The 18987-nt window shown below is 61.5% G+C and carries 18 protein-coding genes; 13 read left to right on the plus strand and 5 right to left on the minus strand.

Annotated features, from left to right (window positions below; genetic code table 11):
- Nucleotides 1-4: 4 nt before the first annotated feature.
- Genes BLR29_RS24625 through BLR29_RS24645 form a run of 5 tightly spaced genes read right to left on the minus strand, consistent with a single transcriptional unit; the run spans nt 5 to nt 4949 of the window.
- Complete coding sequence (locus BLR29_RS24625) at nt 5-742, minus strand: conjugal transfer protein TrbJ (RefSeq protein ID WP_092140531.1); 738 nt, start codon at nt 740-742, stop codon at nt 5-7.
- 11 nt (nt 743-753) lie between these two features.
- On the minus strand, nt 754-3210 hold the full coding sequence (locus BLR29_RS24630; protein WP_092140533.1) for a VirB4 family type IV secretion system protein: 2457 nt from the start codon (nt 3208-3210) through the stop codon (nt 754-756).
- Complete coding sequence (locus BLR29_RS24635) at nt 3204-3533, minus strand: VirB3 family type IV secretion system protein (protein WP_092140535.1); 330 nt, start codon at nt 3531-3533, stop codon at nt 3204-3206. The genes BLR29_RS24630 and BLR29_RS24635 overlap by 7 nt, the downstream gene beginning before the upstream one ends.
- A 1-nt stretch (nt 3534) precedes the next feature.
- The gene (locus tag BLR29_RS24640; RefSeq protein ID WP_092140537.1) at nt 3535-3882 is read right to left on the minus strand and encodes a prepilin; all 348 of its coding nucleotides are present in this window, start codon (nt 3880-3882) and stop codon (nt 3535-3537) included.
- A 17-nt stretch (nt 3883-3899) separates the two neighbouring features.
- Nucleotides 3900-4949 (minus strand): CpaF family protein, encoded by a 1050-nt coding sequence (locus tag BLR29_RS24645; RefSeq protein WP_092140539.1) that lies wholly within the window; start codon nt 4947-4949, stop codon nt 3900-3902.
- Between the two features lie 421 nt (nt 4950-5370).
- Between BLR29_RS24645 and BLR29_RS24650 the strand changes: the two genes are divergently transcribed.
- The 13 genes from BLR29_RS24650 (at nt 5371) to BLR29_RS24710 (ending at nt 18975) form a co-directional block, all read left to right on the plus strand.
- Nucleotides 5371-6078, plus strand: coding sequence for a VirB8 family type IV secretion system protein (locus BLR29_RS24650; protein WP_092140541.1), 708 nt, complete (start codon nt 5371-5373; stop codon nt 6076-6078).
- A gap of 18 nt (nt 6079-6096) precedes the next feature.
- Nucleotides 6097-6996: a TrbG/VirB9 family P-type conjugative transfer protein gene (locus tag BLR29_RS24655; protein WP_092140543.1), complete on the plus strand. Its 900-nt coding sequence runs from the start codon at nt 6097-6099 to the stop codon at nt 6994-6996.
- Nucleotides 6996-8228, plus strand: coding sequence for a TrbI/VirB10 family protein (locus tag BLR29_RS24660; RefSeq protein WP_092140545.1), 1233 nt, complete (start codon nt 6996-6998; stop codon nt 8226-8228). Before BLR29_RS24655 ends, BLR29_RS24660 begins: the two co-directional genes overlap by 1 nt.
- Nucleotides 8197-9024 (plus strand): lysozyme family protein, encoded by an 828-nt coding sequence (locus BLR29_RS24665; protein WP_255371421.1) that lies wholly within the window; start codon nt 8197-8199, stop codon nt 9022-9024. Before BLR29_RS24660 ends, BLR29_RS24665 begins: the two co-directional genes overlap by 32 nt.
- Nucleotides 9021-10268: a TrbG/VirB9 family P-type conjugative transfer protein gene (locus BLR29_RS24670; RefSeq protein WP_092140549.1), complete on the plus strand. Its 1248-nt coding sequence runs from the start codon at nt 9021-9023 to the stop codon at nt 10266-10268. Before BLR29_RS24665 ends, BLR29_RS24670 begins: the two co-directional genes overlap by 4 nt.
- A 38-nt stretch (nt 10269-10306) precedes the next feature.
- Nucleotides 10307-10699, plus strand: a complete 393-nt coding sequence (locus BLR29_RS24675) for a lytic transglycosylase domain-containing protein (protein WP_092140707.1) — start codon at nt 10307-10309, stop codon at nt 10697-10699.
- A 25-nt stretch (nt 10700-10724) separates the two neighbouring features.
- Complete coding sequence (locus tag BLR29_RS24680; protein ID WP_092140551.1) at nt 10725-11327, plus strand: toxin co-regulated pilus biosynthesis Q family protein; 603 nt, start codon at nt 10725-10727, stop codon at nt 11325-11327.
- A 7-nt stretch (nt 11328-11334) separates the two neighbouring features.
- A complete protein-coding gene (locus BLR29_RS24685; RefSeq protein WP_092140553.1) occupies nt 11335-13146 on the plus strand; it encodes a protein PilN in 1812 nt (603 codons plus the stop codon).
- Nucleotides 13147-13250: 104 nt separating this feature from the next.
- Nucleotides 13251-13928, plus strand: coding sequence for a hypothetical protein (locus tag BLR29_RS24690; protein ID WP_143018523.1), 678 nt, complete (start codon nt 13251-13253; stop codon nt 13926-13928).
- Entirely contained in the window at nt 13925-15268 is a 1344-nt protein-coding gene (gene pilO2, locus BLR29_RS24695) for a type 4b pilus protein PilO2 (RefSeq protein ID WP_092140557.1), read from the plus strand. The genes BLR29_RS24690 and pilO2 overlap by 4 nt, the downstream gene beginning before the upstream one ends.
- Before the next feature lie 9 nt (nt 15269-15277).
- Nucleotides 15278-15940 carry a hypothetical protein gene (locus BLR29_RS24700; protein WP_092140559.1) on the plus strand — a complete coding sequence of 221 codons (663 nt, stop codon included), beginning with the start codon at nt 15278-15280 and terminating at the stop codon, nt 15938-15940.
- A 9-nt stretch (nt 15941-15949) separates the two neighbouring features.
- Nucleotides 15950-17743, plus strand: coding sequence for an ATPase, T2SS/T4P/T4SS family (locus tag BLR29_RS24705; RefSeq protein ID WP_092140561.1), 1794 nt, complete (start codon nt 15950-15952; stop codon nt 17741-17743).
- Between the two features lie 17 nt (nt 17744-17760).
- Nucleotides 17761-18975 carry a type II secretion system F family protein gene (locus tag BLR29_RS24710; protein WP_092140563.1) on the plus strand — a complete coding sequence of 405 codons (1215 nt, stop codon included), beginning with the start codon at nt 17761-17763 and terminating at the stop codon, nt 18973-18975.
- The last annotated feature ends 12 nt before the right edge of the window (nt 18976-18987 follow it).

The following is an 18987-nucleotide window of genomic DNA, read 5'->3' on the forward strand; positions in this document are numbered from 1 at the left end:
GCCCTCATTTCAGATTGAGAATCTTTTGACGTTGTGCGTCGCGGTCTGCCTGCAGCTGTTCCGCCACCGCCGCAGACTCCGTGGCGACTGCGAGAGACTTTTGATCCTTGTCAGCATCGGATTGGGTCTTCGCGCTCATGAGTTGCAGCATGTCGGAGTTCTGGCTCGCCAGGACGTCGAGCATCTGATTCGTTGTCTGGGCGGTGGCCTGAGCCGTGGGCGAGAGCTTCATTTGCTTCTGAATCTTCTCCCGACGTTTCGCGACCGCTTCGGTATTGTTGAAGACGCTCGTGCCAAGCTTAAAGAGGTTCTTTGCCGTCTTGTCGCCGTTGTTAAGAAGCGTGCGCTGATCCTCGAACCACTGACCCGGTGATTTGCCGGAAGAGACCACCATGCTTTGGACACGGTTCAGATAGTCGGCATTGCCGGAAAGGCTGCCGTAGAGATCCTTGAGGGCGCCTCCGTATGTTTCGTTGCTGCTAATCTCGCTTTGCAGTGCCCCAAGTTGTTCCGTCAGCTGGCTAGGGTCCAGGCCAGTGGCCTGAAGCAGCTGGTTTGCCATCATCTTGTACTGATAGGCAATGTTGGTGTTTTGATAGACCTCGTCCTTCACAGACTGCAGCGCGGTCATCGTGTTCTGGATCAAGTTCGAGATGTCGATGACGGGGAAACCCGTCGCATGCGCGCTCGAGGCGATTGCGAATGACGCCGCCGCAGCGGCGTTGATGAACCACTTCTTCATACAGTTTCTCCTTAGGCGGTTCGCGCGAGCATTTCGCGCACGTAGTTTTTCTGCCAGTCGGCCGCCCCCGAAGCGTGGTGGCGGTCGAGAATCGATTGGGCCACGCCGTCCGAGCGCAGCATTGCGACCATCTCGTCAGAGAAGGTGCTCTGCAGCATTCGTGTCTGAGATTGCGTGATCCAGAGATAGTCGCGATTCGGTACCGCGTCGTTGATCATCTGGATCTGGTCGTTGGTGAGGCCGAACTTGTCCTTGTAGAGGTCCTTACTTGTGTTGGCCTGGCTGTTCGGCAGATAGATCAGGTTGCCAATGTTGTCCTTCAGGATCTCGAAGTCTGGAATCCGCTCGACCTGGCGCAGCGACTGAGTGGCCATCCAGATCGCGCCGTTGAGCTTTCGAATCGTGGTGATCCACGTCTCCAGCCGCTTGTAGAAGCGCGGATGTTGGAAGAAGAAGCCTGCTTCCTCAACTTCGATGATCGTGTAGCGCAGCCCATCCATGGACTGACTGATGCGATAGAACGCGTAGTCGACAAAGAGGGCAGCGGCACGCGGGTATTTTTCGAACAGATCACCCATCTCGATGGACAGGTTGTCGCTGACAGCGAATGCGTCCTCGGCATGGTCGAAGAAGTGGCCGTACTGACCGCCCTGCAACCATATCTGGAGGCGCTCGCGCAGTTCGTCATGCAGCTGCGTCGAAAGGTTGCTCAACGTCCAACGCTCGGACTCATATGTCGAGAGGATCTTGACCGCCTCGAAAACGTCCTGAGTTTGCTGGGGGGTGAGCGAGAAGCGCTCGTCCTCTAGCGCCAGCGTCACCCATTCAGTGACGTAGGTGAAATTCGTGGGGTCGCCGAGCAGCGACAGGGGATTGGCGTGAGTAGCCGCCTGGAATTTTCCGGTGACGTCGACGAACGCGCCGCCACTCAGAAGCGTCGGGATGCGCGTGGACCGGTCCTTGTCGAAACGGATGCGGCGTGCGCCGTGCCGGCCAGCCTGTGACACGAGAAAGTTGAGGAACACCGATTTGCCCGCACCAATCGGGCCGATAACCAGAAGGTGGCCATTCCCGCCAGGCTGGTGAAGGTCCACGCGCTGTGCCGTCTTGTGCCGAGTCGGCAGGCAGGTTAGCGGTGGCACCTCTTTGCCGGCCTTCTCCGACAGCCAGTTGTTGCGTGTCGGACCCGGCATAACCGAACACACAGGGGCGATGTCAGAGACCGCTGGCGTTTCCACGAATTGGAGGCGGCGCTGCTTGTCCCAGCGTCCGGGCAGCGTGCTGTTCCATGCCGGCATCAGGTTGGCCTTCTCTCTGATGGCGCCAAAGCCGGCGTTTGTCAGTGCGCCGACAACTTCACTGATCGAGTCTTCGCAATCCGCCTCGGTATCGCCATAGACGATGATGGAGATGTTGGCAAAGCCGTGCTGAGTGCCGTCGGCAGTCAAGCGCTTCAGAGCGACACCAGCTTCCTTGGCGAGCTCCTCACGGCCCTCGTCGTTCTCGGCCTCCTCCTTGCCGAAATATTGCTTCAGGATGGCGCGGACGTTGAGCGCTGCCATCTTGTAGAAGCGCCGGACTTTCTCGATATAGGCCGCGGAGCTGGCAGTGTCGAGGAAGCGGAACATGATGCAGACGTCAAGCTCAGCGTCAATCTGCATCAGACTGTCCAGCGCCGCTTCCTGGAACCCCAGCCATTCCTTGACTGCAACGATGCCGGCGAAGCGCTTCCCGTGGGCGGACTCGAACAGCAAGCGTTCGGCGCCGACCGTGACCTCCGACTCCGTCAGATGCGTGTCCAGCAATGTGACCGGGTAGCGGATGCGGCGAGGCGGAACGCTGGGGTTGGCGGCCTGGTGCAGCTGCGCATAGCTGTCCTGCATAACCAGACGCCGCATCTTCAGGCGCGGCACCCCGCCAGTGAAGGCATCGAGCATCGCCTCGAAGCGGCGAGCGTCGGCGGACAGCTTCTCCATGTCAAAAGCGAATGCACTGCGCGCGAAGACCGTGTCCTTCGTAGCCTCAAAGATCGAACCATAGACAGACCGTCCGCCGACCGTCATATGGTGGCCGACCTTGTCGAAGAACTTGGCGAGACCGCTCGCCGGCGTGTAGGCGACGGCAAGGGAATGCGCGTTCTGGAAGTACTTCCCAGACGTCACATGCGCCTTGTTCAGGGCATCAAGACGAGCGTCAGTCTCTTGCGCGAACTCGCCGCCGACATAGCCGTGTGCCCGCCTGTGGGTCAGCTTCCACCAGGCGGTGATCCGGTTGTCGAACGACTTGCAGGCCGAATCAAGCTGGTTGCGGGACGCCTCGATGCTGCCGCGGTCGGGACTATCCGCATCAACGCCCTGAAATTCATAGGTCGCGAGAAGCGAACCGTCCTTATTTAGGATGAGTTCCGGGGTAATGGACGTGAGCCAAGGGGCTACTTCATAAAGCGGCCTGCGGGATAGCTTCAGCATGGGAGATCGCTGTCAAAGCCGTATGGGCGGCGGAAGAGAGAGTGAAGCTTTCCGTGCCACGGCCGGGATTCGTACATGTCGCCGTAGTGGTTGTAGACGTTCAGGATCTGGTTCCACCAGGGATCGCGAGCGGTCAGCCAGCGCAGGAGGGCGTGGAAGGCCATACCCATCAGTACTACCGCGACCGGGATCTTCCAGCCGCTGCGGAATGTCACGTAGACGAGCAGCGCAACGACGGTGCCGTTGGCGATGGCCAGCCCGCGCACGGCCCCGCCAATCTGACGAGGGCGCGACAGGCCAATGCTGACGTGGTGCTCGCGCATCTTAGAATCCCGTGCAGGCGGCTGCGACGTTCAAAACCCTGAGGATGGACGGAGCCGCTGCAGCTAGACCGACGCCGATACAGATCACCGACACGAACTTCATGATGGTCGATTCGGAGTTTGCAATACCGACCGCGCCCAGCACGATGAGGATCAGGCCCGCGACAAAGAGATACTTGGTGTTGATGAAGGTTGCAATGCCGCAGATGAAATCGCCCAATGCCGAGAACGCCGCGATTTCCGCGGCGGCGGCTGAACTGGCGACTGCCATCAGACCGAGAAGTGTGAGTGCCTTGGGGGCCTTCTTGCGTGCGGCCGCGACGGCTCGCTGAAGTTGAAGGAAGGACATTAGGATGGCTCCTGGGGTTAGAAAACTCGTCGGAAGTCGTAGTCGTTGTTGCGGAAGCCCTTGATCTCGATGATTTCCGAGATGTGGCGCATCTCGCCTGTGCGGCGGAGGTGAACGACGTAGTTGAAGCACTCAGCGATCAGCTTGCGCATGTCATCGAGCTCCCAGCGCGAACCTTGCGGGATGCCAAGCATCGCAAGGCTCTCCATACGCGAGAGCGCTGACCGGGCGTTGTTGGCGTGCAGTGAGGCCATCCCGCCGTCGTGTCCTGTGTTGAGGGCTTGGAGCAGATCGAAGGCTTCGCCACCACGCACTTCGCCTACCAGGATGCGATCGGGACGAAAGCGCAAGGAAAGGGCCACTAGATGCTGCGTCGTGACGCCCTTGTCGGCATTGGAAAGAAGCCTTACCACGTTGGGAACGCGAGGCTTTAGCTCCATCGTGTCTTCGATGGTCAGCACTCGCTCGGAGTCTGGAATGACTTCGACAAGTGCATTCAAAAGGGTCGTCTTGCCTGAGGAGGTTCCTCCCGCGACCAGAATGTTCTTGCGCTGGCCGACCATCTCCGTCAGCGCCTCCACGAGCGCTTCGTTCTCGACGGGTCCACTGAAGATGGGACGGTCCGATTCGACGCTGCGAGCGTGCCGGGCCGAGAAGGCGCCGGCTTTCGCGTAGTCGTGCAAGGAGAGATTGGTCTCACGGTGACGGCGAATGCTGAGCGCGTGGCCGTCGATCGCAGTGGGTTGCATGACTGCGGCGATCCGCAGGCCCTTATGGCCTGCATTGATGATCCCTTGTGCAGTGCCTCGTACGGCGGACTTCTGGACAGACGAGGCGAGCGAACGCACCGCGCCTTCCAGCTTGGCCGGTTCGAGCTTGACATCCAGGCGAATCATTTCGCCCCGGCGCTCAATCCATACGCTGTCGAAGCGGTTAATCATGACTTCAGCCACATCCGGTGCGTCCATGTACTGGCGAATCGGTGCGAGTGATTCGAAGAACATGCCAACGGCGCTCTCTTCGAGCTGGCTGAGTTGGAGAAGGGGGTGGTTAGCGGATGAATCCATGCCCGCTATTGTTGTGGCGCGGGGGCTACCGTGGATTGGAGAAAGCTACGCGATTTTCGTGAGCTTTCTGGGAAATGTCGCCCCGACATTCGAGTAGCGAAGGGGGGGGGCCGCTAGTTCAGTGCGACATCAAGCGATTGAATGCATCACTGCAATGCGGCTGCTCCATGGGATGCGGGCCAGCAAAGTGTGAGCATGCTCACCCTATTTCCTCGGTAAGCGTATAGATTAATGTGAGCTTTCCGGGGAAATAGACGTCTGCCCGCTCAGGCTGGCCGGCATGGCAATGCGCGCCTCCGAATTGCGGGGACAACATGGAACATGCAGTTTTTGTAGAAAGCTCGGCAAAATCACATAGCTTTTTGCCATCTACGCCCGACCCTTAACTGTTCCAATGAGCGGCATCCAATAGGAACGCCGCATGCGCCTTTTCCCCAAGAAATCCGAGAAAGCCAAGCCTCTGGCCGTCGCGCCAGGGATGTATGGCGAAGAGAGTCCCGAACAGGTGATCTTCGATCGAACCACGCGCATTGCCGTGGAGCGAAATCATTGGAAGATCGCGACGCTGGGGCTGGGATTCCTTGCGCTTGCGGCGATCATGACCCGCGAGACAGCGCCATCAGTAGTGAAGACGGTGGGTGTATCTGCGGATGCCACAGGCAAGCCATACGTGCGTGAGTTGGTGGACTATCGTCCCGACGAAATGGCCCTGAAATGGGCGTTCAAGGACTTGGTCACACGCTGGTTCACCATCGAGCCGATTTTGAGCACCGATGTCGAGCGCTCGCGCATCGCGCAAAACCTGCGCTCCGTTCGTGAACAGATGGTCGGGAGCAGTCGGAACCAATTCCAGGACTGGGTGGATGAAGATCAGCCCGTGCGGCAGGTGATCACTTCGCCTACGCTCGTACGCGAGCCGAAAGTCACCAACATCGCGATTCTGCCCGACAACACTGTGGCGGTGGAGTTCGTCACGACGACGACCGAGGACGGCTTCAAGCCGCGCAAGCAGCGCTACGCCATCACCTTTCGTTATCAGGTTACGCCACCGAACACTGACTCTGTTCTCGGTCATAACCCGTTCGGCGTTCATCCCGTTTTCTTCAGCATCCAAAAGTCGCAGGCCTGATACGCCGCGCACGTGCCCATGGAAGCTAACAAGCCCTCCCGGATTTTCCCGTTTGCCATCGCCGTTGCCCTGGCGCTCATTCTTTCTGCCCCTGATGGTCGCGCTGCCGACAAGGCCCCGCGCCACATAGGCGCGGGCCTCTCCGGTTTGAGTGTCGGCGATATGAGCGACGCCATGAACCCGTCCAATCCGTTCAATGGCGGGGTAGACCCCATTGCATTGCCGGGGGATTCGCGTCTGGTGGTCTTCTCCTATAGCCGCGATCAGATCTTCCGTGTCCTCTCCGCTCCGCTCAAGGTCACGACGATCGAGTTCCCTGACGGCGAGCAGATCGTCGGCGAACCGGCTTGGGGCGAGAACGTGCGCTGGGATTACGACACCGATGGCGCAAACCACCTATACGTGAAGCCGCAAGCGCCCGGCCTCGTCAATACGCTGTCGGTCAATACCAACAAGCGCAGCTACGAGTTCACGCTGGTTTCGTCGCCCTTGGGCGGAATCTTTTACCAGAAAGTGCGCTTCCGAATCCCGGCGTCCGTTTCCGCCAAGGTGAAAGCTCGTGGCGATGCTCAAGGCGAGGATGCAAAGCCGGCGGACGTAGAAGGTCGGAGTCCGGACACCGTGGGCGTTTCCCCGGAACGGCTGAACTTCGCCTACTCGATATCGGGAAGCGCGAGCTTCAAACCTGAGACCGTCTTCGATGACGGGAAGGCATTGTGGCTGCGCTTGCCTACCGCAGCGCTGCAGAACTGGCCAGTGGCACTAGTGAAAGATGGTAGCGACTATGTGGTGGTGAACGCGATTCGCCGAGGTGGCTATCTCGTGGTTCAACGCATCGCCGACACCGTTGTCCTGCGTTCCGGCGACGACGAGGTGAAGATTGAGCGCGGCCGTGGTCGCATTCTGGGGCTGTTCTGATGCGAGACCGCAAGCGCAACAATGACGTTGCCGACGTGACCGACGCGCAAGAGCGCACAGTCAAAGGCAAACTGCCTCGCAACATTGTCGTCGCGCTGGGGGCGATTGCTGCTGTGCTCGTTGGCTGCCTGGGCTACTACTTCCAGTCTTTGAGCGAGGACCAGCACGACCAGAAGGCCGAGCAGGAGCGGGCGGAGCAGCTGCGTCAGCGCGCAGGCGCGGCAGATGGCGCGCAGAGTCTCGAGCAAACGATTCGCGACCAGGCCGATAAGGCGCGGGAAGAGGCTGAGCGGCAACGCAAGTTGGGAAGTAAGCCGGATGCAGGGAAGACTCCACTGCTGACGGCCAACGATATGACCGGCGCGGCCAAGTCATCGGCCCCTGACGCGAAAAGGAATGAGCAGGACAACCTGTTCACTGCGCCGGTCTACAAGAGCGGCGTACGTAAGTCGCAGATGGAAGGGAAGACACCGAATGGTCTGATTGACGTCACCGATCCAAACCAGATGCGGGCACTGCAGCAAGCCGCTGCGGCGCGGGCTAGTGCTGCGACAGCGGCCCAGGGACAGGATACGGGTGCGCAGCCGGCGTCATCGGACAAGGCATTCCTGCGCGAGGCAAGCGGGATGGGCACGCTGCGCACCGGCTTTGACGGGAAGCTGCCCAACTGCACGCTCAGTCGGGGCTTCATCATTCCTGCGGCGTTCGCGGGAGGCCTGAACTCGGACAAACCGGGCGAGTTTCGCGCGACGGTGTCGCAAGATGTCTACGACACTGTGAAGGGCGAATGCAAGATTATTCCGGCTGGCAGCACGCTCGTCGGGATGTACAGCGCCGATATCGCCGTTGGTCAGGAGCGCATCTTGACTGCGTTCGTGCGGATGCAGCTGCCGAACGGCAAGACAGTCCCGCTCATGGGCATGCAGGGTGCCGATCCGGATGGTAGCGCGGGCAATAGCGGCGACGTCAACAACCATTTCTGGAAGATCTACAGCGGCGCGCTGATCATCGGCGCGCTATCGCTTCGATTCAATGACAACCCCACTACTACCACGGTCGGCCCGGCTGGCCTAGTCGCATACGGCAACGCCGCTGGGCAGGTGGCCACGCAGACGGCGCAAACTATCCTGAACCGCAACCAGAACATCCGCCCGACGATCACGACGAAGCCGGGCCAGACGATGATGGTCCAGGTCAAGCATGACATCGTTCTGGAGCCATATCGTGATTAGGCGTATTGCCCATCCGATCGTCCTGGCGAGCTTGCTGTTGGCCGGCGAAGTGCAGGCAGCAACGATCGAAGCGGTCGTCAGCCCGAATGCAATCGTTGTACGTGCCGACGGACAAGTGCGTGTGCACACAATGGACGGCAAGCCGGTGCTCTATTGCGGCGTAGACGCCTTCCTTGGCTGGTCGGCTCGCCTGCTCGGGGCGCAGATCGAGCCCGGTGGGGAGGCAGGGCCAGTAGTCACGTTGGAGGGCAAGACGCTACCCATCGCGGGTCTCCTGGTCCGGGAGGGGTGGTTGCGCCCGGCGGTGCTGAACGACGCGGCGCAGGAATCGCTTGCGGAACGCCGGGGTGGCTGGGCATGCGCGCCGAAGACGGAGCCCTTTGCACAGATGGGCAGCCGCGTTGATCCCAAGGTGACTGCTGGCATCGCGATGAATGAGTCGTCATATCGCGGTCGGCCGTGGCCATGGACGCTAAACGTGGCCGGTCGCGGCATGTTCTTCGCAACGCGCGAGGAAGCCCATGCAGCGATCAATCGACTGCTGGCGAACGACCGCTGTGACTTTGACGTCGGTCTCATGCAAGTCAACTGGTGCTACCACGGCAAGCGGTTTGCATCTCCTTGGGAAGCTCTCGCACCGGCGGTGAACATCCGTGTGGCGGAAGACATCCTGGCTGAGAACCTGCAACGCAGTGGGTCGGCCATGAAGGCAGTGGCGTGGTACCACAGCGCCAATCCGGAGCGTGGTGACCCGTACTTTTCCCGATTCATGAAACACGTCGCGCAATTCCAATGATCAGGCCGCTACTTCTCTCCGCTCTGATGCTGATGGCCAATCATGCCATCGCGGCCACCACTGACCCGCTCGACTTTGACTACCAAGTCGTGGCGCGCGCTGCTGACCGGCCCGCTCTTGTCTTCAATGATGGCCTGTCGACCTACATCCAACCGCGGCATGGCCAGGTCGTCCAGGCTGAGGGGGCCATTCAGGATGGTCCATATTGGGTGATCGACGGTGTTCCCGATGTGCTGCGCTATTCAGTCGGCGGCCAACCGGTTGTGGCGCGATGGAAGCGTGCCAATGGCTTCACGTCGGAGCCAGCCAATCCCGCCGGCGACCTGCCGCGCAGCCTCGCTGCAATCACAGGACGTCTGGCCCTGATTGGTACTTACGCGGAGCTGCCGCTGGTGCGTGCTGGCCGGTCCTCGTTGCCGCTTGCACAGATGGTGAAGGCGCTTGCGCCGGCAGGATGGAGTGGAACCGCGCACAAGGATATTCCGCTGACGGAGGATGTGTCATTGGACTCGCGCGGCGGTGAGAACTGGCTGCAGGTGCTGGCCCGCGTGCTTGAGCAGCGCAACCTGTACGCGGAGGTCGACTTCAGCCGTCGCAGTATTGCCCTACGTGCCACGCCGCCCAAGGCATTCGCCGTTGAGAGCGAGAAGCGCTCCGCGCCGGGGGGCATGCTCCGTGTATTGGCACCATCCGATGCGGCGCCGGGTGCAGACGCGGCGGTCCCAACTGGCGCACCACTCCCCGAAGGTCCGACGCTGGCCTCAGCCTTCAATGCGCTGGCTATCCGCGACGCCAAGAACGGCCGGATTGAAGTTCGGTTCGACGATGAGCCGAAGGATATGGAGTTGCGCGACGCCGCTGGCGACAAGCTGCGTACAAAGTGGGATGACGCCGCGAAAGTGCTGTCATTCCCGACCGTGGACCGCTTCACGGCAACCGGAACTGGCAAACGCGTGGAAGTGGCCCGGGTGGCTGGCATCAACTTCCTGTTCCCACGCGAGAACGACGCAGGACTCGAGCGAGTCTTCGAGAAGGACGGGGCAACGTATCTGAGCTTTGCCAAGTCCATGGCGAGCATCTCGGTATTCGGTGACAACCACCAGGGCGGCGGGGAGCAGAAGGACCGCCACTACAAGTTCAACGGGGTCAGTGACCACCTGACGGTGATTGCCGATGGCAACGTTGTGCGGGTGGATCGCCTTCCCGAAGTCCGGTTCTACGAACGTCCGGCGAGCGCTCAATGATCCAGTTGGCAGCCACGTTGATTGCATTCGCGACCGGCATGGCCGCGGTCAGCGCTGCGCGGGCCGACTGTCTGGACGATGCTGCCGCGTATCACCGGGTGAGCCCGGTGCTGGCACGCGGTATCGCGCAGGTCGAATCCGGCATGAAGTCGTGGGTGACGAATACGAACACCAACGGCAGCGAGGACATCGGCCTCATGCAGATCAACTCGGTGCACCTGCCGCGGCTCGCGAAGTTCGGAATCACGCGGCAGAGCCTGTTTGATCCCTGCACGAACGCGTATGTGGGCACGTGGATCCTCGCCGATTGCCTCGGGCGCTACGGGGAGACCTGGACCGCTGTAGGTTGCTACAACGCGGGCGCACCTGAGAAGCGGCTGCGATATGCGAATCGGGTCTACCGAATCCTGCAGTCGACCACCACCAAATAACCATCGGATTCAACGGAAATCAGCCATGCACCAGCCTCGATCGATGTCCCGGATGTGCCGGGCCCTGCTAAGCGGCGCTGCCGCTCTCGCCGTATGCGCCCACGCTGCGGTACCTGGTACTTCGCCATTTGGTGCGGAAGCGCCCGGGAACTTTGAGCCGACCAAACCGCTGGCCGGTGGCGGCTGGCAGCTGCTGTCGGAGCGTCGTGCGGCTGCACAGAGCAAGGCATCGGACGTTGCGATCACCGCTGTTCCGGCCAGCGCGCAGGCAGCGATCGCCCCGGTCGCGGTCACTTCTGCGGCCGTCGCTCCAGTGGTGGCAGCGCCGGCTGCGTCGACGACCGCGCCCGCTGGAGCGCGTGACTGGACCGTCTCGGCCGCTGACGTGAACTACCGGCTGCTCATCGAGAAGTGGGCGCGCGACGCGGGCTGGACTGCCGCGCCGTGGGAGATGGACCAGGACGTCGAAATCGGTGGGGGTGATTCGTTCACCGGAGATTTCAAAACCGCTGTCCGGCGCGTGCTTTCGGCAACGGAGATGACGGACTACAGCCTGAAGCCGTGCTTCTACTCCAACAACTATGTGCGCGTGGTGAAGCTGACCACGAAGTGCGACCCGTCCAAGTGAGCCAATCATGAAGCTGACCCACATCCTCAGACCCGCCACCGGCGTCGCGCTTGCTTGTTCGACGCTGGCAGGTTGCGTGTCGCCGACACTCGTCAAGGACATCCGCCAGACCACTGACGACACGCGCGCGCAAGCGGCACAGACCACCGAGGATCTGTATGCCCGAATCCGCCGCGACCGTGCAGCCGTGGAGGCGGAGCAGGAAGTGTCCCGTCCGTACCTGGCTGGCAAGCGCGTGGCAGTAGCGCGCAATGTCACGCTACCGCTGTCGCTGCGCAACAACGTCGATACATTGGTGATGTTCCCGGAGCGCACGATGCCGCTGGCTGTCGTTGCCCAGCGCATCACGATGGCGACGGGCATTCCGGTCAAGATCGAATCCGATGTGTATTTGCCAACGAATGTCTTGATGCCGCGCAGCCTAGCGCCCCAGGCGCAGCAGGCCCTGAAGTCGACGCCGGCAAATGGGGCGCCCGCCCCGATGGGCTCGCTTGGGCCCACGCCGTCGCTGGGCGGGCCGTTGCCCGCTTCGCTCACCGGCGGCGGCGTCGGATCCACGGCGGGCGTGCAGGCCACGCCGCTGGTCGAGAACGCCTTGAATGTGGAGTTCAAGAACAGCGAAAAGATGCCGCTGGCGACCATGCTCGACCTGGTGGCCACGCGTCTGGGCATCAACTGGGAGTTCGTCCCGTCGAAGGGTGTCATTCGCTTCCACCGACTGGTGACCAAGACGTGGCAGCTGCCGATCCAGCCGGGCACCAATTCGTTTACGACGGAGTTCAAGCAGACGTCGCAGGGCTCGGGCTCAACGGGGAATAGCGGTGGCTCCAACTCGTCACAGATTGATGCCGCTGCCAAGGCCGAGCTCAAGGAGCTCGACGACATGGAAGAGGTCAAGAAGAGCCTGAACCCGGTGCGCACGATGGTTGGTGATCTTGACCTGAACCGTGGAACCGGTCTGCTCACGATGCGTGACACGCGTGAGGCCGTGGAAGCCGCCGACGAGATCGTTCGCCGGCAGGTTGCCATCTACTCGCGCATGGTCACGCTGAAGTTCCAGATGATCGACCTTTCCGTTACCGACACCGGCGAGGGCGGCGCGGACTGGAGTGTCGTGCTGACCAAGGCGCTGGAGAATCTCCCTGGCTTCACGCTTTCTGCGCTGTCGCCTGCTACGTTGGTATCGGGCAACGCAGGCAGTTTTGGCCTCACGATGAACTCCGGTGGCTTCACTGGTACTCAGGCGATTGTGAGCGCGCTCAAGCAATACGGGACTGTGACTTCGTCTGTGACGATCCCGGTTTCGATGCGTAATCGTCATGCGTTCCAGTACAACAACCGGCGCACATTCTCCTACGTATCGAGCACCACGCCGGCGACGACCACGGCGGGCGGCACTGGTGGCATCCCCGGCATCAGCACGTCGACGGCCACGGTGGGCTTCAAGCTGCAGGTGTACGCGGACGCGACAACCCGTGACGACGTGAACCTTCAGATTGCGTTCGACCAGTCCAAGCAGGATGGGCCGCTCGAGAAGTTCACCTCCGGCACGGGCGCCAACCAGCAATCGGTGCAGAACATCAACCTCGTTGCCAAGGGCATCCCGAAGCAGGACCTGATCGTACGCAATGGGCAAACGGTTGTGATGACCGCATTCGAGCAAGATGACACACAGCTGACGCGCCGCACGCTGGGCGAATCGCTGCCGATACTGCTTGGCGGATCGCTCACCGCCTCGAAGATCCGTACCTTCACCCTTGTTCTGGCGACGGTGATGGTGCAGGACCAGGGCGAGCCGATGATCCAACAGGGTAGCTGACCATGCCGGGATTTCGACTCCTCTGTTCGGATGTCGTCCGACTGTACCGGGACCACTATTGGGTGGCAGTGATCACGTGGCTTCCCTGCGTTCTGCTGAACAGTATGCAGCATGGCAAGCAAGCGATTGTCGTGGACATTGCCTTCGCCGCGCTGACGCTCTTGGGGCAAGCCCTCCTGTCGGCTTACGGCTCTTGCCTTGAGCAACGCATGTCGAAGCAGGACGGCTCCACCTGGACTGTGCAGGTTAATGGCTCTGACGTAGGCGCCATCTCGGACGCCGAGATGGCGGCATTTCGCCGCCGCGCCGTCTTTTCGGTCGACACGTATCTGCGCCAGATTGCCAATATTGTGATGGGAGGTGTACGGCTCCTGTACTGGCTCGCGCGCTACATCCCAATTTTCATCTTCTGGTGTCTGATCTGCGGGCTCATTGTCGACGCCTCAGGCACGCAGGCTTTGCTCAAGGATGTCGTTGTTGCTGCCATGGGAGAACCGGGCCGAGTCGCTGCTCTTACCGCCGATGGCCTGCGGATTGCCGCGTCCATTGCCTTATTCCTCCTTTTCGGCTTTCCATGGGCATTCGGCATTCGCAACGAGTTTCGAGCCGAGTGGGAGCGAGCTATTTCCGAGCGGCTGCGGCTCTATAGGAGTGGAAGGGTTGCGCTTCATCGTGACGCAGAGGGCCACACTGTGGTGTTTGCGAATGAAGGCCGCATTCTTCACGAGTACCTCCGCGATCGCCGGGGTGTTAATCGGTCGACTGTGGGGGGGACGCGATGATTGTCGACATTCACGGCAAGAAGCTCGTCTTCGGCATGCAATGGCGCACCCTGACGGGTAGCGGCACACCGACGACGCTTGCGGCCAACATCGCGCGGGAAGTTAAGGCGGCGCGTATCTGGCATGAGGACCAGGCGTTGCACATGGGCTACCTCAATGGGGCGGACGCGCAGGCCAAGATCAAGGACAAACTGTACTCGGCTGCGGCCGCGCTCTCGCGCGTGCCTGAGCTGGTGCCCAATGCGCTGTTCGTTTTCCGCCTAGATCATTCTGGCGGCGCTCCGCTCTATCTCGTCTGCGGGATCGTGAAGGGTCGGCCGCGCGTCGGCTTCGATCAGGTGGTGACCGACGAGCGAACGCTGTCTACGCTCATTGCCGATTTCCCGACGAAGTGTGACGGCGAATTCAAACTGGTGGGTAACTCACCGGAACTGCTGTCGCTCTTGCCGCAGGATCGCCGAATCTCACATGTCGAGTTTGACCTGGCCAAGCTGGTCGAAGTCGCCGGGCCGTCCGCTGTCCTCAAGAAGCCGCGCGCCACGACGCAGCGCAAGCAACTGCTGATTGTGGTCATGGTCAGCGCGGTGGCGGCCGTCGGTTGGAAGTATGGAAAGAGCGAGTACGACGCCTATCAGCGCCGGCTGCATCCGCCGCCGCCGCAGAAAACGCCTGCAGAGCTTTATGCCGACGATCTCCTATCCCGTGGCGCAGCGCCCGTAGCGCCGGCCGCTGCGGGGCTGCCTGCGTTCATGCGATGGTTCGAGACTGTTGCGCAGCTATCCGTGGGCGGATGGACTCTGTCGAACGTGAAATGCAATCAGCTGGTCAGCCCGGATACCGGTTGCACTGTCACTTACGCGATCAAGGATGGCGCGCGCGGCGCAACGAATCGGACTTTCCTTGAGGCGATTCCCGATTGGGCCTCGAATCCCCGCTTCCAAAAGGGCGATACCGAGGTGGAGGTTGATGCCAAGGTGAGGCTGGGCGATCAGACGCGCCTGGGTGATTTGCTCGTACGCCTGCCGCTGCCGATGGCGCTGCGGTCGGACTTCGGCTCGCAGCTTCAGGTGCTCCGCCCGGTCGTCGGAAAAGCCGCGCTGGAGGACTTCACGTTCTTCGGCTTGGTGCCGCCGCAAGGGCCGGGGTCGATCGAGCATCCGGTCAGGGCCGCCACGTGGGAGATCTCCGGCCCATTGCGCAATACCACGGAGTTCAAGTCATTCCCGCGATCCGTGGTTGCCACATCTATCGAGCTGACCGTCAATCTCGACGCATCGCCCGATCTCAAACAATCGAAATTCATGTTGACGGTGAAGGGCGACGCCTACGCCCGCGACTAAAGGACAACCATGCGCTACGCACTTTACATTGGCCGCACGCTGGCCGGGATCCTGGGGTTCGCCCTCGTTGGCGGCGCCTATGCCGACGACAATGGTAAGACCCTCACGCAAAAGCTAATCGACGCGGACGGCCGCGTGGCACTGCAGAAGATGGAGCAGGACTTGAACAAGGGTGCTCCGCCAGCGGCGGTCTCCGCCGCACCCACGCCTGCACAGGTCAAGGCGGAAGCTGATCGGTCGAAGCCGCGCACGATCGCTCTGTACGGCGTCGATGGGCGCGCTGCGGGTGGCGCCCTGTCGTTGCGAAGCTACGTGCAGTGGGGCGGAGAGACCTATGCAGCAAAGGTTGGTGGCAAGTGGCGTGGCTACACCATCAGCGGGATCACAGAGAGCGGCACGACGCTCACTAAGGGCAAGGCGAGGATCTTCGCACCGTACGAGCAGGATGATGCCGTGAACCTGATTGACCAACGGCAATCCGGCGATGCCTCCACTGCTGGACGGCCATCCAGCCCCTTGCAGCCGCAGGGCGTGTCGCCGACGGCCCCCGCTGGATTTACACCGATGATGCCGGCGCAGCCTTCCCCGTTGCCAACTCCCGCCACGCCGGTGATGCCGGCGCTGGCGCCAGCGCAACAGCCGGGCGGCATGCCGGCGGTGGCCCAGCGCTAGGGGACGAGAATGGGACTATTCAGCAAAGGCGAGCGGTCGAAGCCCGCCGGTGGCATGAATGGTGTGGTCGTGCTGACGGGTAATGGCGCGTCTTTTGTACCGCCCGCACCTGCGGAGCCGACGCTCGCGCCGCCGCCAGGCGCCGCACCGGAAATTGGTACCGCCGATGACTTGCCGGTGTTCCTCAGCACCCTGTACGAGGAGCTCAACCTCTCGCAATCGCTTCGCCACTCCATCTGCCCGGTGCTGGTGTCGGAGGGTGGCGGTCCGGCGGCACGTGGCACGTTTGCAGTCATCCTGACGCAGGAAATGGTGTCCTCGGACGTTACCGAGGAAATTCTGCGCCAACTGCGACTGCGATTCGATGCCGCGAGCCCCATGCTGTATGTGGCTGCCCCTCAGGTGATGGTGACGCTGTCGCGTGGCGGCGTCGATCCCCTCGGCTTGTCGGACGGCACTCCGGCGGCTGGACGACGCCCGGCGAGCGCCCTTTGGCACAACTTTGAGGCAATACTCCGGTTCGCAGTGCGGGAGACGGCTTCCGACATTCACTGGGAGGTTGCCGACCAGGGCACGCATTCGCAAATTCGCTTTGCCATCGATGGCTATCTCGTTGACCCGCCGGAATTCCGGATGGAGACCGGCGTGCTCCTCGATACCCTTTCGCACATTTACCAGAAGGGGAAGGGTGGGTCGCACAATGCCTTTTCGCGCGCGCTGCCGCAGCAGACCAGCATTCGTACCCGCGTCGACGGCCAGAGCGTGGTGTGTCGCTGGGCCTCGGCGCAGAGCGTCAATGGCCATTTGACGGTGATGCGGGTGCATCGGGAAGAAGCGCAAACCGACGTACTCGACTTTGTTGAGGACCTTGGCTATTTCCCGCAACAGGCTGCGCTGCTCGACCGATGCACACTGAATCTCGGTGGCGGCACAGTCTTCGTTGGTGTAGTCGGCTCCGGCAAGACCACTTCGGCGCACGCGGTGATGCAGCGGCTGCCCAGCTGGATGAACAAGATGACCGTGGAGGACCCGGTCGAACTGATCGCGCCAGGCGCCCATCACTTCTCAGTGTCTCGCACGCTGGATAGCGGCAACCGCGACGAGGACCCGTTCATCGGGATGAAGCGCCAGATCAAGCGGATGAACCCACATTTTGTGAGTGTGGGCGAGCTTCGAGACCACGAGTCCGCCGGGCTCTTCCGCGACGTCGCTGGCGCAGGCCTGCGCGCGCTCACCACGGTCCACGCGCCCAGCGCCTTGACGGCGCCGGATCGGCTATCGGATGGCGAGTTGCGCATCCCGCGCAGCGTTCTGGCCACACCTGGCTTCATCAACCTCTACGTCTACCAGGCGCTGCTGCCGAAGACCTGCGGTTGCGGGCTGCATGGCGCGAACATGAAGACCGTACTTGGCGCTGCAAAGCTGCAGCAGATCGAGCGCCTGTTCAAGTTTGACGTGGAGGGGATTCGCCTCCGCAACCCGACGGGCTGCGAACTGTGCGCACGCCCAAATCTGCCAGACCTCAACGGCGCCCGCGGTCGTACCGTCGTGGCTGAGATGTTCGAGCCAGACGAGCAGGATCTCATCTACATCCGAGACGCCAAGAACATCGAGCTGGCTGCCTACCAGCGCACAAAACGCACGAGCGGATTCGACGTGCCTGATAGCACGGGAAAGACAGTGTTCGAGGTAGCCATGTACAAGGTCTTCGCCGGGATCATCGATCCACGCGAAGCCGAGCGTATCACGTCGCTGGATGCCTACGAGGCCAGGCGTCAGCGCGAAATGCAACGGAGGAACTGACTGTGGTCGTAAAGTTTATGGAACGCGTCGGCGTCTTCGTGCAGAACAGGATTCTCGGGCCTGGCCTTCGGACGGGCGATCGCATGTTTGCCGATCGGCTCTTCTGGGCAAAGTTTCGATTTCGGGGCGAGCGGGGCGCCTACTACAGCGCGTTGGCCAAGCGGATCGCGGCCATGCCGGGCGAGCCGATTTCGAACTTCTTCGCGAAGGATGCTGCGCGCCGGGCGGGCGAGCCGCTGGGCAGGCTGTCGGCGCACTGGCTGGCGCGCTTTGAGGGCCTCGATGGCGAGAAGCAGCAATCGACCGTCACGGAGATCCTCCGCGGCACTGTACCGGATGAAGACATTCCCATCCTTGCCGTAGCGGAGCAGGGCGGCGACATCCGTGAAGGGCTGGAAACGCTTGGTGCCAACCTGCTTGCTCTAAAGGAAGCGCGGGCCGGCATCGTTGCAATCCTGACCGGTGTGCTATTCACCATCTTGATCCTGCACATCTACCTCGTCACGATGGCGTTCTTCATCGCGCCGAAGTTCGAGCAGTCGTTCCGTGCGCTATTGGACCCGAGCCAGTACGGGCCTTTGGGCACGGCGTTTCACGTGGGCACGTCGTTCCTGCGCAGCTGGGGTTGGCTAATCCTGGCTGGGGAGATCGGCATCGTCGTATGGGGATCGCGGGCACTGACCCGGTATGTCGGCAAGCACCGCGGCTGGATGGACCGCAACCTGCTGCCGTTCGACTTCTTCCGGCGCTTCCAAGGTGCGCAGTTCTTTGCCGGCCTGTCGGCTGTGACAAAGCGCGTCGGCGGCGATCGCAAAAGCCTGTCTGCCGGTCTATCGCTCATGCGGGCCAATGCCTACCCGTATCTGGCCTACCACATTGAACGCATTGAGCTGAACCTCGAGTACATCCCAAACGAGGGCGGCAAGGTGTTCGACACAGGCCTGTTCGACAAAGAGACCAGCTTCGTTATTCAGGACATCTCCGAGTATGAAGAAGACCTCTCGAAGATGCTTAGCACTGTCTCGGCAAGCATGCTGAAGGAGACGCCTGCTGAGATGATGCGGCGCGCGTCGTCGTTCAATCGCCGCATGTCGGTCTTTCTCGCGTTCCTGATCACGGGATTGTCGTTCACCCCGTTCTTCATCGCGATGGAGATGAAGAGCCGTTCCCAGATTGTCGGCATGTCCAAGCAGCACGGAATGCCGGCGCCAACCGTCACTACCCAACCCTGATTCGTTAAGGAG

The organism is Cupriavidus sp. YR651 (assembly GCF_900101625.1).
GTDB lineage: Bacteria > Pseudomonadota > Gammaproteobacteria > Burkholderiales > Burkholderiaceae > Cupriavidus.

Excerpts from the sequence above, each read along its gene's own strand:
- BLR29_RS24705 (WP_092140561.1), top strand. The coding sequence starts at position 15,950 with ATGGGACTATTCAGCAAAGGCGAGCGGTCGAAGCCCGCCGGTGGCATG.
- BLR29_RS24655 (WP_092140543.1), top strand. The coding sequence starts at position 6,097 with ATGGAAGCTAACAAGCCCTCCCGGATTTTCCCGTTTGCCATCGCCGTT.
- BLR29_RS24690 (WP_143018523.1), top strand. The coding sequence starts at position 13,251 with ATGCAGCATGGCAAGCAAGCGATTGTCGTGGACATTGCCTTCGCCGCG.
- BLR29_RS24630 (WP_092140533.1), bottom strand. The coding sequence starts at position 3,210 with ATGCTGAAGCTATCCCGCAGGCCGCTTTATGAAGTAGCCCCTTGGCTC.
- BLR29_RS24700 (WP_092140559.1), top strand. The coding sequence starts at position 15,278 with ATGCGCTACGCACTTTACATTGGCCGCACGCTGGCCGGGATCCTGGGG.
- BLR29_RS24680 (WP_092140551.1), top strand. The coding sequence starts at position 10,725 with ATGCACCAGCCTCGATCGATGTCCCGGATGTGCCGGGCCCTGCTAAGC.
- BLR29_RS24640 (WP_092140537.1), bottom strand. The coding sequence starts at position 3,882 with ATGTCCTTCCTTCAACTTCAGCGAGCCGTCGCGGCCGCACGCAAGAAG.
- BLR29_RS24635 (WP_092140535.1), bottom strand. The coding sequence starts at position 3,533 with ATGCGCGAGCACCACGTCAGCATTGGCCTGTCGCGCCCTCGTCAGATT.
- BLR29_RS24670 (WP_092140549.1), top strand. The coding sequence starts at position 9,021 with ATGATCAGGCCGCTACTTCTCTCCGCTCTGATGCTGATGGCCAATCAT.
- BLR29_RS24625 (WP_092140531.1), bottom strand. The coding sequence starts at position 742 with ATGAAGAAGTGGTTCATCAACGCCGCTGCGGCGGCGTCATTCGCAATC.
- BLR29_RS24665 (WP_255371421.1), top strand. The coding sequence starts at position 8,197 with ATGACATCGTTCTGGAGCCATATCGTGATTAGGCGTATTGCCCATCCG.
- BLR29_RS24650 (WP_092140541.1), top strand. The coding sequence starts at position 5,371 with ATGCGCCTTTTCCCCAAGAAATCCGAGAAAGCCAAGCCTCTGGCCGTC.
- BLR29_RS24675 (WP_092140707.1), top strand. The coding sequence starts at position 10,307 with ATGGCCGCGGTCAGCGCTGCGCGGGCCGACTGTCTGGACGATGCTGCC.
- BLR29_RS24685 (WP_092140553.1), top strand. The coding sequence starts at position 11,335 with ATGAAGCTGACCCACATCCTCAGACCCGCCACCGGCGTCGCGCTTGCT.
- BLR29_RS24660 (WP_092140545.1), top strand. The coding sequence starts at position 6,996 with ATGCGAGACCGCAAGCGCAACAATGACGTTGCCGACGTGACCGACGCG.
- BLR29_RS24645 (WP_092140539.1), bottom strand. The coding sequence starts at position 4,949 with ATGGATTCATCCGCTAACCACCCCCTTCTCCAACTCAGCCAGCTCGAA.
- pilO2 (WP_092140557.1), top strand. The coding sequence starts at position 13,925 with ATGATTGTCGACATTCACGGCAAGAAGCTCGTCTTCGGCATGCAATGG.
- BLR29_RS24710 (WP_092140563.1), top strand. The coding sequence starts at position 17,761 with ATGGAACGCGTCGGCGTCTTCGTGCAGAACAGGATTCTCGGGCCTGGC.